This is a genomic window from Methylobacterium bullatum (assembly GCF_014845095.1).
Classification (GTDB): Bacteria; Pseudomonadota; Alphaproteobacteria; order Rhizobiales; family Beijerinckiaceae; genus Methylobacterium; species Methylobacterium bullatum.
In genome coordinates, this window is sequence record NZ_NKUG01000056.1 from 1 (window position 1) to 13239 (window position 13239).

Consider the following 13239-nt stretch of genomic DNA (forward strand, 5'->3'; position numbering starts at 1 on the left):
TCCGGCTCATCCAGAGCCTTCGCGGCCAGCCTCATCACCCTCAACCAGATCAAACGGTTCTGTTAGGCGCTCTAAATCTAATATGTTATATAATAATATAAATAATAAATTTCCGTTCGCCTTCGGAATGATGACAGTCACTTTGTTGGAACAGTGAAAGCTGACCGGAATCGAGAAGTTTACTTCTGTTACCCGGTCATGTCTAAGGAGGATGACTAGCACGATGTCGTTAGGGTTCATGCTAGCACTCCGTGCTTGAGAATGGGTCAGACAGCTTTGACGTACGCGCAGATCGCGAAAGCGTCGCATTCCTAGCTGAGCACCGAAGTATCTTCGACACGAGGCCTCCTCCGGCCCAACTACGGACAAGTTCGTATTCTAAAAAATGTCAGGAAAACGACCGTTTTCCCGACATGCGATGGCTGCGCCTTCGAAGCAGGTCGAAACAGCCCCGCTTATGTCGGGAAAATATGACTGGTTTTCTATTGTCAGATAAACGCATCTGAATCACTATCCTGACATGCTCGTCGGATATGCCCGCGTCTCCACCCTCGACCAAAACCTGGACCTGCAGCGCGATGCGCTGACCAAGGCTGGTTGCGAACGTCTGTTCGAGGAGAAGAAGTCAGGGAAAGCCGGCACCAAGCGACCTGAGTTCGACGCCGCCCTCGCCTATCTGCGGCCCACGGACGTGCTGGTGGTTTGGAAGCTCGATCGGCTCGGCCGCTCGCTCGTCGAAATGATGCGTACGATCGACGGCCTTCGCACGAAGAAGATCCACTTCCGCAGCCTGACCGAGCAGTTCGACAGCGACACCGCCCACGGTCGCTTCGCCCTGCAGATGCACGGGGCCATGGCAGAGTACTTCCTCGACCTCAACCGCGAGCGGACGATGGAAGGACTGAAAGCGGCACTGGCGCGCGGTCGCAAAGGTGGCCGACCCAAGAAGCTCACCGACGCCGATCTCGAGGTCGGCCGCGCGCTTCTGCACTCCGGGACCATCTCAATCGCGGCCATTGCCAAGCGGCTCGGTGTCAGCCGCGACACGTTCTACAGTTACTTCCCCCAGGCGCGGGCCCGCAGTCAGGCCGCAGCCGCGGTCAGGGAGGCCTGAGCTTGATGCCGATCCGACGCGAACACCGGTTCTTCTATCCGATCGACTGGCCCCAACTCTCGGCCGTGATCCGGTTTGGACGCGCCGGCGGCTGGTGCGAGGGGTGTGGCCGGCCGCATGGCCGCGTCATCCATCACCTCGGTGACGGCCGTTGGTGGGATGCTGACACGGGAACATGGCGTGACGGGCGCGGTAAGGCGCTCGTGGTACTGCCCGAACTCGATGAACTGATTGGCCGTCTGCGCACGACCCGTGTCGTGCTCGCCACCGCGCATCGCAATCACGACACCAGCAACAACGCGGACCAGAACCTCGCTGCCTTCTGCCAACGCTGCCATATGATCCACGACCGGCCCGAGCATCAGCGGCGCCGATGGCGCACGCTGTTCCGGCGCAGGGCCTCCGGCGACCTGTTTCGCGGCCCCTACCAGCCAACACACTGAGGTCCCTTCGCTTTCGCACTTCAAGTTGCTTGCCGTCGGGGTCTGTCGAGCTTGGCGTCACATCGGATGAAAAACTGATTGGAACGTCGATGCCGATTACGAAGCGTCAGTTGGCAGCATCACTCCTGAGTGCCCCGCATATCGAGGCTCGGGCGTTGATGGCACGCTTCGTCCAGGATGAGGCGACGAGGGTTCTGGACGCGCCGTTCTCGAACACCTGCACAGCTGTTTTGCGACAGGTTTGGGGCACGCGCGGTCTCGAGTTTCGAGCTACGGACATCCAGTTCACGGGGCTGGCCGAGTCCCTTAGAGCGTTGCAGGCGATCCCCGCAAAGACACCGCTGGTACAAGAGATCCTGCGCGCGGGACCTCATACCCTGTACGTGTTCCACCATGGAGACGGGTGTCAGATCGTTGGTGCTGTTTTGCACGGAAAGCCGAATATCCCGCTTCCCGATTTGACGGCGGCCAAGCGTGGGCATGGAGGCCGAAGGACCCGACCGGCAGTCATATCGAGGCAACTCGATCTTTTCAGCGCAGCTCTCGCCTAACGGCCAAAGCACCCAAATCTGTCTGAACCGCCCCAGGTTTCCCGGAGCGGTTCAAAATCGGCTCATGAGAGCCGCCGGTTTTTGTCGCGCCCGTAGGTGCACAAAAACTGGGGAATTGAGCCATCGAGCTCGCAAGGCCAGGGCCGTCGGATCCTGGGTCTTTTGGGATGTTCTGGGGCGTTCTTCCGGTCCGCTTGGATCAATGTAAAAATGGGTTCTTGGCGTCATGCGATGGGGCGCTTGAGTGAAAAAACGGGGCGAGCCGATATCCCGGTCGACCGCAAAACTCAGAGTGAAAAATAGCCGACCTGTATTTCGCGTGGCCGGGGATCGGGAACGATGTGAAAAAATCGATCCGTGATAATGCGCGCTTGGTCCGCATCCATGAAAAAGGGGATCCGAAGTGGCAGCTTGATCCCCTGACCCAGCCAGGGCCGGAAGGCGAAGGCCTGACCAACCGATCGAGCTGCAGTGAGCCCTGGCAGGGGTGATACGTCGAACCGAATTGGGAACGCCCAATTGTTCGGCCAGGGAGGCTGGGACTGTAACCGAAATCGGCTAGCCAGAGCCGCCAAACGTTATGAGCCCGCAGGGTGCATAACGTTTGAGGAATTGAGCCATTGAGCTAGCGAGGCCAGGATCGTCGGATCGTGGGTATTCTGGGATCTTTTGGGGAGCCGTTCTTACGGGCGGTTTCTCACCCGGATCCGTGGGACACAGCAGTTCCCGGAAAGCGCTGTTTCAAGCCGCGAAATCGCTTGCTGCCCCTACCCTGATCCGGGCTCTCTTGGGGTTTGTATGAGTGCTCATACCCGGACCTAACGCTTCATTAAAACAAGAAAATTCAATGCCTTACCTTGTGTCGTGGACGATTGTAAAAATTACCCCCCCTGCGCTTACACCGACCGAGACGCTCCCCTGCCTGGGGGTAAGATCGGTGTGAAGAATTGGTGCCCTCCCGGGGGGCGAGTGACCCAGTGAAAAATAGGACGGGGAAATATCTCAGCAATCCCGAACGAGCCGAGTGAAAAATCGCGCAGATCGATTTCACACAGTCGCAAAGGGGCAAAAGACGGTGTGAAAAATGGGCTCTCTGCAATTTGCACTGGGGCAGATCCAGAGTGTGAAAAATCGCCGTGATGGATTTTGCAGTCTGATCACCCGGCCGGCCTTCGGATCAGTGAAAAATTGGTGCCTCTATAATTTCACAGCTGTGGTTCGGCCGGTGAAATACGGACCGGATCAATTTTTCACTGGGGCGCCGAGGCTTGATCCTCGGGCTAGGATCCAAGCACAGGCAGATCGCGCGAAAAACAGGTCTGTGTTCTGATGCAGTTGGAGGGACTGCACGGGCCAGCGGCGGGGCGAGGCGCCTAGGGCCTGCGGTCAAGTCTGTGCCGCTGGGAGCGTCGGGCGAGCAAGCTTTGCCTTTGGAGCAGGCTCAGAAGTCCGGGACTGGAAAAATGGCGCACGGTTTTGAAAAGCGCGTTCATGGGAAACCAGCACAGCGCTCTGTCCCCAGCGGTCAGTTCGAACCGACCGACCGGTTTGTGAAAAATGGATTTCGAGTTTTTCACGTGCGGTCAGGACGATTGCACCCGCCAGATCTCGGCACTCCACATTCCCGCTTTCAGTATGAGACGAGCAGGCGGTTTGAACGGGAGGACCAGCTTGTGAAAAATGGAGTTCGGATATTGCACTGGTGGTGAGGACGGTCACCTCCCTCAGCTGGGTGATCCGCAATCCAGGTTTTCGCACGAAGCGAGCGAGCAGTTTGAACTGGCGGGCTGGTGTGTGAAAAATGGTTTTTGGATTTTCACTGGCGGTGAGAGCACTCACCAAGCCGGCGCAGCCCAGGATCTCGGACGAGATAATTTTACGACGTAGAGTGAACCCCTCGGTCTGAGCCCAAGCGGGTCGATCGCTGGCGTGCCCCGCCTTCGCTCAACTTCTCTCCCTCTCCGTCGTGCCCGCGGCCTGCATCGATAAATGGCACGAACCGCAGTCGAGCTCGGTCATGGGCTTGGCCCACGCATTCACCCCGCATTCCGGGCAAGTGTATTTCGTCTTGCTCGAAGCCTTCCTTGCCCGCGTTTCGCGCTCGGTCTCCTCCCAAAGCTCCACATAGGGCAACACGAAGCCCCTCTCGTTAATGAGTTCAGAGCACGCGACCGAAAAATACCCCCCCGGCTCGATGTAGTGACTGACCTGCTGTCCAGTCTCTTTGCCACCGGGTTCGCCGGTCGCTGACGGAATCAGACCGACCTCCTTCATCAGGCAAGCCCACTGAAAATTATGGTAGCCCGTGCGGGAAGGCGCCCCGAAATGGTGCTGCTCGAGATGGACCATTTCGTGGACGAGCGTCGAGAGCGTTTCTTCGGTGGTGCGGCCGGCGAAATGACTCGGGTTCAGTGCGATCTCGTCGGTGACCTCCTCACCGCTGCGCGTGCTGAAGCGGCGGCCAGCGAAGTAGCCGTAGGCCTTACTTTTCCGCTGCATAGTTATCAGGCACGGCGGCAGCTTGGCCGAGAACAGGCGCTCGTTGAAAAAATCGTAGGCTTCCGTGAGACCGGAATAAGTGCGCGTGGTCGGATCCGTCAGCACATCGATCATGTCGTACGAAACAATACGCTCTAACCAATCTTATCTCTCAGATGGTGTTTCGTACGAAACAAATCACCCCCACCCGGCATGACTGATGGCAAGACCAGCGTTCGTCACAGCAGAGCAATTTGGGCGCCCAGGAGCCTGGATCCAAGCGTCGTGTCGTACCCCGGTACATCCTGGGATTTTGATCGGTGCTGATGCGGGATGGACCGGATCCTCCCGGTCCGGTCCTATCGACGCCTATGAAGTAATGCGATCCCGGTGGTCGATAGATCGACCGTGGGACGCTCTCCCCGCGTGGTGAAGTTCGTCGTAGAGCTGGAACAGCCCATCATGGACCGTTCCGGCAGTCACCGTTCGATCCTGATACGGTTCGAGGACGTCCCAGGAATACGGGCTCAGCCCGTCGCACTGCGCAGCGCGGCGACCCGGGCGACCAGGACAAGGCGTAGGCTCTGCATCTCGGCATAAGTTTCTTCGACAGTCTCAAAGGCGGCGAGCCGCTCACGTTGGATGCGCAGGGTCAAAGCCTCGATCCGACGAAGGGCCTCGAGGAAGGGGATGGGGGTGTTCGATGTGTCGTTCATCATGTGAAGGTCCTTTGAAAGAAGGGGTCAGTGGGCCGTGTTCGATGTCGACTGGTTGCAGACGCCGACGCCCACAAGGCCGTCGGTGAACTGCAGGATGAGGCGATTGACGCGACGTGCATCTGCCGCCGACTGTATGATGCGGCCTGTCTCGGCCTCGATCACAATCGCCAGGGCTGCCTCTGTGAGGGGGTCATGAGCTTCGTCGAAGTCCAAAGGAGGCTCGTCGCCCACGCCCCCGGCCGTCATGTCGGATGCGACCATCACACTGCTACGAGAAGCGATGGAGGCTAGCAGACTGCGCTCGACTGTCAGACCGACCTTCAGAAGCTGCTGTTCGGCGTTGCTCACGCAAATACGAACGGCCTCGTCAAACCCGGCCATCACCCGTGCGAGCGCTCTGCGTGCCTCTGCCTGGATGTCTTCACGCATAGCCTCCTCGAGGGCAGCGAGGGCCTGTTCGGCCCGTAGCGCCGTGCCGCGGAGAAGATCGCGGATCAGCATGGCTGCTGCGGTTGGCGTTGGCACAGAGCGTCCCGCCACGTCGTCGAGAACGGTTCGCGGCGTTGCGGCATGGCCGACGCCGACAACGAGGTTCGGAAGGCGCCGCGCCGCCGCGGCCGTCGCCCAGGCGTTCAGGGGTGAGAAGGACGAGGCAGGGCCTCCGCCTCGCGCCACGAGGGTAGCGGACAAGCCGTGTTCGACGTGGAGAGCCTCGGCCTCGGCCATGGCTGCCACCAAGGAGCGTTCCGCGCTCGGGCCTTCGAAGCTGGCCTTGAGCCGGTGAAGCACGATCAGCCCTGACGCCTCGAGCGGCTTCAGCACATGATCGACGTCGCGCAAAGCATCGCCGTGCTCCGAAGCGATGAGTGCGACGTGATGGAGCTCCTCGGGATCTCGCCACGTCGCAGGCCCGAACCGCACGCCATCGGCTCGAAGCCATCGTAACACCTCCTCGCGTTGGATCTCGAGCTCGATCGGAAATTCGCTGATTGCGTACAAGCCGATGACTTTGGCCTGGACCGTCGCCCCACGACCGAAGCGCTGCTTCAAGGAGGTTCGTAGCCCCACCTGGACCTTGCGGTTGGCCAGGTGAAGAGGATCGAAGGGCCGTCCGAGCTCGGCCTCGATGGTAGCTCGCCGATCCTCGCTGAGGTGAGCTTCGAGCCGGGGCGGTTCGCTTCGGCTTGCCGGCTCGGCTTCGCCGAGGAGAAGCACGAAGCCATCCCGCGTCGTGGCCTCGACGCTCAGCACGCTGGCATCAACGACGTGGTCCCCTCTGACGTGCTGGCGTAACGAGGCCAGGAGGTGCTGCAGGGGAATGGCGCTGGCGTCCGTTGCGACGGAACGCTCCCTAGCGGTTGGCTGGCTGCCGCCGTCCTCAATAGACGGTTGAGGGGGCAAGGCAGCCGGGAGCGCGCTGCTCCAGCCGGGAATTTTGTGCTGACGCATTTTAAGTTCCAAAGTGAGGGATGATCGAAGGTGGCGAGGACAAGCGGTGCGGCGCCGTTCCCGGCGCTGCCCGCAGCGCGGATGCGCGCAATCGGCTCATGAGCGGGCGACAGAGGCCCGATCATGGGATCCGGCTGCCGCTATCGGCAGCCGGGGGAAAGCTTTCAGTCGTAGAGGGCCCCCGATCGGGCCATGGCGGCGGTGACCGCGATCCGTTCCAGTTCACAGGCGATCGCGTCCAGGCGCTTGCGGCCGGTAGCCCTGACCTCCTCCCTAAGGATGTCCGTCAGGGCCGCCTCCATCGCTTCGGTCGTCTCAAAGGCGCGCCAGGCCAACCGATCGAGAAGGTTGGGGTAGGCTCGCCGCAGCGTCAGGATCGGCACCGGAAAACGGCACAACCGTTGAACGAGGTCCGGGTCCGACAGAGCCCGGAAGGCGAAGCCCGGGCCGCGATCGACGATCAGTGCGTCGGCGGTACCCCACTCGACCTGATCCGCCGCGGCCTCGATGGTCTGGTGGAGTACCTCGAGCGATCCCGGTTCTTCAAAGGCGATCGGCCAGCGGATCAGAGTGATCAGACCGAGATCCGCCCATCGAGACAGGGACTCGCTGATCGCCCCTATGGCAGCGCCAGCGTCCGGCTCTATCAGGAGCACGCGGCGCAGCCGTTGCGGCCTCGGCAGGGCGCGCTGGGCCTGCCAGACCCCTTCCGCGATGAGCGCCGCCTCAAGGGCGGCATCCTGCCGGTTCCAAGCCTCCACCAGGATCCCGCGATCGAGGCCGATGATGCGCGCGGTCAGCCCGAGCAGGGCATCCATGCTGACCGTCAACATCACCTCGTGCTGCCCTAGGAGATCTTCGGCGTGAAAAAGCATGCCGGAGGCGTCTTCGATCTGACGAGTGAAGCCGTCGGACATAAAGGCGCTCAGCCGTCCCGCCCGCGATCGATCGAGGGGGCTCAGCTCGAACTGCCAGCCATCCCGGTGGCGGCGGGGCCGGCTGACCTCGGCGCGCACCGTAATACCGGTGGGCTCCATCAGGCGTGCGACGGCGCTCGCGCCCTGCGGCGCGTTGTGTGATGTCATGATGTGGATTCTCTATTGAGGAAAGGATCGAAGGAGCCGCGCCGACGTCCCGCGGGCTCTGTCCGAGAACCGCGTTCCGTTGTTCCCCTCCTTCCGGGGTTTTCGACGAAGTCACCTTCGCCCAAACCTTGTCCTTGTGTTTCCCTCATCTTCAGCGATCCGGCCGCGCAGGCGGGGAGGAGCGCAAATGTTCGTCTATTCTTCGATTGTTTTTTGAGCGGCCCCCGTCAGGGTTGGCCCCGGCGGTTCACGACTTGAGCGAATGGCCGCGGGACACCTCGGCGTGCGGATGCCGGACGCAGCCTCATCCCCTCAGGTCAGTTCGGTGTGTCGAGTGCGTCAGCTACGGCCGGGCCGGTGACACCCAGGCAGATGCCAACGGAAGCTCGGGCAACTCACTCGTTCAGTGCTGCGAGTTCCCTACAAGCGATCATGGGCGCTGGATCTTCGACGATGGGCGGGGCTCCGGCCGCACAACCGGAGCAACAGGCTCCGGCGATGCCCGACATGCTGGGTCCGATTGGCGGCCAGGCGCAGCCGTTCGACGCGCAACGGTTCTGGAGCCTCCTCGCGAGGCGTGGGCGATGATAGCTCGTAAATGCGAAGCCATGCCGCTTTCCAGCGAGGCTAGGCATGGTCTGGTTCTATTGGTTTTGATTACCGTGCATCGCAGCGGCGATAGGGTGTATTCCGTATGCCGGCGGCACCGTAGGCATCAACCTGTATCTTATCGGGGCCAGCGATCGTCACAGTGACGGTTTCGTTGGATGCAATGCCTTCGGACATGCACGCGGACCGCAACGTGATGCGATCACCCTGCCGAACTGTCGAGAGCACCGTGCAATGAGTTTCGTAGAAATCTAGTTTCCCCGCAGAAAACCGGAGCGGCACGCGCTCAGGGTCGTCGGTCCTGTTATGACAATCAGCGGGTGATTTCGCGTACCACCGCCCGACGTACAAAGAGGTCTTCTCGCCATCACTGTTTTCAGATTTCTCCTGCACAAAATTTCTTGTAATTGACGTTACTTTATTTAGATCAGAATCCTTCGCGCTCTCACTGCAGCGGTACACACGCCGACCATCGGCCCGCATAGTCAAAGGCCCAATTGCCTCGACGAGTATCTGCTGGGCAGATGCAGGAGCTTCGGTGTTTACCTCCCCTGGTAGCCTCCGGCATTCAAGTGCTAAGCGGTATCCGATTGCCGTATCTGCAACGTCGGTGATGCGACAAAGCGTGGTGGCAGTACGTAAGAAGCGGTCACTGCGTATCTTTGTACGCACTTCGAAGCGTTCTGAGCTGCTAGCATCGCGACAGGCTTGCGGACTGCGCCCCCACAACCCGTCAGGTAGATCAGTGTCAGGCACCGCCATAGCTGTGAACGGCGCCAAGATAGCAGTCAAAACGGCTAGCGCTATAGTAAACTTTGGATAACTAATTGACATTAAGCACTCGAATCAGCGTTTATCATGTACGGAACAACCATCCGTTGCGGCCTTAACGATTTACGGTGATCTCAGTAAAGCCAGTTTTAGTTCCAGGAGCGACCGCCAGTACGACGAAGCCGTTGCGCACAGTGATGCTAGCACGGTCTGAAACTGTTATAATTGGTAGATTGTTTGCACCTTTGTACATGCTTTCAGCTAGTGCAGGACTATTTGCCGCGCGAGGAGGAGCTGTTTTGATGGAGACGGCTTCAGCCGTCTCAGCCGATACTGCAGCGCTTTGCCTGGGGGGAGTGAAAGCTTGAGCGGAAGGCGGAGCGATTGCGGAGGGTTGTGTAGTAGGACGATCTGCTGGAGCTAGCTCGGACGCCTGCAGGATCTCAGATTTCGAGTCGATCAAACGCAACGCCCACGCTTCCGTATTCAGGGAAGCAATTTGGACAGGTGGCGTTTGAAGTGCCGTAGCGACGTTGAGGGGCTTTTCAACCGGAGTAGGGCCGACTCCAGCCTCCGCCAAGCGTACGGTACCCATCCGCGCATCGAGCCTATTGAGAGCAAGCAGCATACGCCGGTCCTGTGGGACGTCGTTTGCCCTGAGGGCAAGGCGCGTCTCACCAGGCGCAGGTACTACGTGAACAATACGATACCCTTCGGTCTTCAAGCGATGCAGCAATGTAGGAAGCATGGCCGCTGTCTTGGACTGAATATCGTGGAGGAGGACGATCCCTCGGCCATGCGTAGCCAGGCGCCTCATCACACGCTCGACGACTTCTGCGGGCGTGATGCGACGCCAGTCATCGCTCTCTACGTCTATACCGAACGGAACGAGCCCCCGAGCGGCAAGGTAGGCGTCAAGGACGGGCGTTCGGCCGAGGCCGGGGTAGCGGAAAAAGGGAGCAAATGCCGCATGTTCGTCGCCCAGTACACTGCGGACCGCAGCAAGACCGCCGCTGATTTGGTCGCGACGAGCAGCCTCATTGCGAACGCGGTTTAGGAGACGGTGCGACCACGTATGCGTGGCAATCGTGTGCCCATCCGCAGCGGTTTGACGGAGCAGGTGGGGATACTCCGCCGCCATTGTACCTACCACGAAGAAGGTAGCCCGCACGCAGGCTTCGCGAAGAGCATCAAGGATAGCGGGAGTTCGCCTCGGTAGTGGGCCATCGTCGAAGGTCAGCACAACCTCACCGGGTGCAAGCTGCAGGGTGCGGCCATAGCCTACGCGCCCTACCGGACCGTCCGTGATCGAAACCGGCAGCACCCGTGACGTACCTAAGGCGTCCAGTCCGCACTTCTGCGCAGCCGCAGAGTGAGCGCTGGGGATAGCCGAGGCTAGGATCGTGGCGCCTAGGTACAGGGCGTTTAAGAGGCGTCGCACGAAAGGCACCGTTCCACGAGTGTGTTAGGCAACCTTGCATGCGTGCATCTTATCAGCCCGTGAACGGCGTAGGTTGTCATCCGTGTCAGGGCGAGCAGGTAGCATCACGACCAAGATCTGCGCAGCGACAGATCGTGACGCCTCAGGGAAGGTTCACTGCTACCGTTCAAAGGAGATCGAACGAGAGAACGTCGGGCCGCTCGCCGATGACGCGGCAGTCGCGTCGATCGATTCGTGGTGCTAACCCATCGACTACGACTCTCCTGTCGCCCTGGACGTATCCGCTGACACGGTAGCCATACTTCCCACAAGGGCCGGCAAACACATAGGCCGTACCAATGTATGTGTCGCGCACACGCTGTCCCTCGAACAGTAGTGCGCCTGGGCCTGCACCGGCCTCCTCCATGCCAGAGCGCGGGCGGTGATAACGGAAGCGGCGTCGGTTGCCCTCGGCCTCAAGAGCGACGACAGAACCGTTGTGCTCCCACAAAGAGCGGAGGCGAGCACCTCGAGCAGTGTCCCAGCCCAAAGGCGGTGTAGCCTCTTTTAATATCGGAGGGTAAGTTGGGCTAACTGCAATAGCGTTGTTCTGAGTGTTCAAATTTATGATTACATTAGTATTTGTAACGGTACTGTTCGTAGCATCCGTTACCTGTGCATAGGCCAAAACTGGGAATAAAACGACACAGATAGCCCCGCAGGCAAGGAACGGCGTAGCCACGAGCATGATGAAGCCCTAATCTTGTTTTCACGGAAATTCGATACTGTTTCAAATTCTTAGCATCTCACCGTAGCAAGTAATGTTGCCAGTTGGATCGTTCGCCTTGAATTTATAACTGCGTACATCAGACCTGTAAGACCAAATTGTTTCGTACTCGTTGAGGCAACTACCTAATAAAATATTATTCTATATTTTTAAATGTGAATGCTATTTATAATAACATTTTTAACAATAATTCATAGGACATAAATCAATCATCAATAAATATTATCAAATATCTACCGACAGCGGATATACCTCATTGAGGCACGGGCGCCTACAATAGTTTCAGATAGATATCCGTCACGCCCCACGGTAAAATCTACTTTTATTTCGCTGTTAGTTTCATCTGTTGATTCAGCTGAATTCAAACCTTTTGCACGGATCACACGTCCAGTTGAGGTTCCCGTAATCTGTTTTTTTTCAATGCGAACCCAGGCTCTACTGCTCGCTAAGACCCCTTTCTTTGCTAAGGCGCAGGTGTCCAATGACTCTGCCCATGTGCCTTGGATAGCTTGTGGAAAGCTAATGTCCGCCCTTGCTGAGCAAGGCGCGACCAGTAGGGCGAGGAGAGACAGGGAAACACGCATTCCGCAGAGATGACGCATGTCATCGCACTGAGCAACAGCGGAGAGGTGTCCGTCATGTCGAACAACATTATGTCGTTACTGCATGGCCTCACGCGCTTTGCCTGACGGGCCGATGCCTTTCAGGCCTCTCTGGTCGAGGCCAACCGCCGGCCCCCGGCAGCCCTTTTTGGCTTTCCGCTGGTCGTTTTCCTCGTATTTCTAGACCCTGAGTGTCGGCCGGCGGGTGTGGTTAAGTCAACGCTAACCCTCATCGGCGACGCCCACGGCCTGCTAATCCATGGGAGGCCCGCCATTTCCGACACTCTGCTCCTGCTCGTCCTAGCCACCGAGAATGCGGGCGTGTCGCAAACTCTGATCTGAGGCGCGGAACGTCCCCTGCCGTCCCGCTTTCACCATTTGTTCGCCTGGGGAAGCCCGAAGCAGAGTGCGAGCAGCTGGTTTTGCTCGCGCACCGTCCATGCGCCGGCGAAGCCGAAGCCCTTGCGCAGCCAGAGCATGGCTTCGAATCCTTTGATCGTGCACCGTGCTGTGTTGAACGAGCGGAAGCCGCCCACCCGCGGCATCGACCGCTTCACCCGGAAGTGGTCGCTCTCGATCCCCTGTTGGAGGTGCTTGGTGACGTAGTGAATTGGCGTGCGTGGCAGCAGGCCTGCCTTCCGGCTCTCGATGATAGCCGGCGGATACGTGCCAGCGCCATCCGTGCCGATCCGGTCGGGGGCGAGGAGGGGCTGATCCTGCAGCATCTTGCGGAAGAAGCGCTTGGCGGCGTCGAGATCCCGGTTGGCGGTGAGGAGAAAGTCGACCGGATTGCCGTGCTTGTCGACGGCCCGGTAGAGGTAGCGCCACTGACCGCGGACCTTTATGTACGTTTCGTCGATCCGGACCGAGCCGCAGTGTGGCCGGCGGAACTGGCGTAGCCGTTTCTCGATCAATGGCGCGTAGGCCAGAACCCAACGGTTCAGGGTGCTGTGATCGACCTCTAAGCCGCGCTCTAGGAACAGCTCCTCGATATCGCGGTAGCTGAGCGGGTAGCGCAGGTACCAAGAGACGGCCTGCACGATCAGGGGAGCCTCGTAGTGCCGGCCTTTGAAGTCGGCCTTGGCACGCTGCTTCAGCTTGGCGGCGATAGCGGACAGGATCATGGGCCGGCTCCAGGGCGGAGGCGGCAAGCTGGTCAGAGATGGCTAACGATCCGTAAACGAAGGCACGTTCGCGTTTGCGACAGGCCC

General features: G+C 59.4%; 10 protein-coding genes. 2 read left to right on the plus strand and 8 right to left on the minus strand.

Features of this window, described 5'->3' with window-relative positions:
* Positions 1-6 precede the first annotated feature (6 nt).
* On the minus strand, positions 7-240 hold the full coding sequence (locus MBTS_RS08790; RefSeq protein WP_192215431.1) for a hypothetical protein: 234 nt from the start codon (positions 238-240) through the stop codon (positions 7-9).
* A gap of 280 nt (positions 241-520) precedes the next feature.
* Here MBTS_RS08790 and MBTS_RS08795 point away from each other — a divergent pair, with 280 nt between their 5' ends.
* Positions 521-1114 carry a recombinase family protein gene (locus MBTS_RS08795; RefSeq protein WP_192215432.1) on the plus strand — a complete coding sequence of 198 codons (594 nt, stop codon included), beginning with the start codon at positions 521-523 and terminating at the stop codon, positions 1112-1114.
* 5 nt (positions 1115-1119) lie between these two features.
* The gene (locus MBTS_RS08800) at positions 1120-1557 is read left to right on the plus strand and encodes a hypothetical protein (RefSeq protein WP_192215433.1); all 438 of its coding nucleotides are present in this window, start codon (positions 1120-1122) and stop codon (positions 1555-1557) included.
* 1937 nt (positions 1558-3494) lie between these two features.
* Here the strand turns inward: MBTS_RS08800 and MBTS_RS08805 are convergent.
* The 7 genes from MBTS_RS08805 to MBTS_RS08835 all read right to left on the minus strand — a co-directional run bounded on the left by MBTS_RS08805 (position 3495) and on the right by MBTS_RS08835 (position 13152).
* Positions 3495-3947, minus strand: a complete 453-nt coding sequence (locus MBTS_RS08805; protein ID WP_192215434.1) for a hypothetical protein — start codon at positions 3945-3947, stop codon at positions 3495-3497.
* A gap of 105 nt (positions 3948-4052) precedes the next feature.
* On the minus strand, positions 4053-4721 hold the full coding sequence (locus MBTS_RS08810; RefSeq protein WP_192215435.1) for a SprT-like domain-containing protein: 669 nt from the start codon (positions 4719-4721) through the stop codon (positions 4053-4055).
* A 392-nt stretch (positions 4722-5113) separates the two neighbouring features.
* Positions 5114-5305, minus strand: coding sequence for a hypothetical protein (locus tag MBTS_RS08815; RefSeq protein WP_238254182.1), 192 nt, complete (start codon positions 5303-5305; stop codon positions 5114-5116).
* Positions 5306-5329: 24 nt separating this feature from the next.
* A complete protein-coding gene (locus MBTS_RS08820) occupies positions 5330-6754 on the minus strand; it encodes an exodeoxyribonuclease VII large subunit (protein WP_192215436.1) in 1425 nt (474 codons plus the stop codon).
* A gap of 164 nt (positions 6755-6918) precedes the next feature.
* Positions 6919-7839 carry a hypothetical protein gene (locus MBTS_RS08825; RefSeq protein ID WP_192215437.1) on the minus strand — a complete coding sequence of 307 codons (921 nt, stop codon included), beginning with the start codon at positions 7837-7839 and terminating at the stop codon, positions 6919-6921.
* Between the two features lie 1495 nt (positions 7840-9334).
* Complete coding sequence (locus MBTS_RS24220) at positions 9335-10669, minus strand: polysaccharide deacetylase family protein (RefSeq protein WP_373321327.1); 1335 nt, start codon at positions 10667-10669, stop codon at positions 9335-9337.
* A gap of 1730 nt (positions 10670-12399) precedes the next feature.
* Positions 12400-13152: an IS6 family transposase gene (locus tag MBTS_RS08835; protein WP_192215439.1), complete on the minus strand. Its 753-nt coding sequence runs from the start codon at positions 13150-13152 to the stop codon at positions 12400-12402.
* Positions 13153-13239 lie beyond the last annotated feature (87 nt).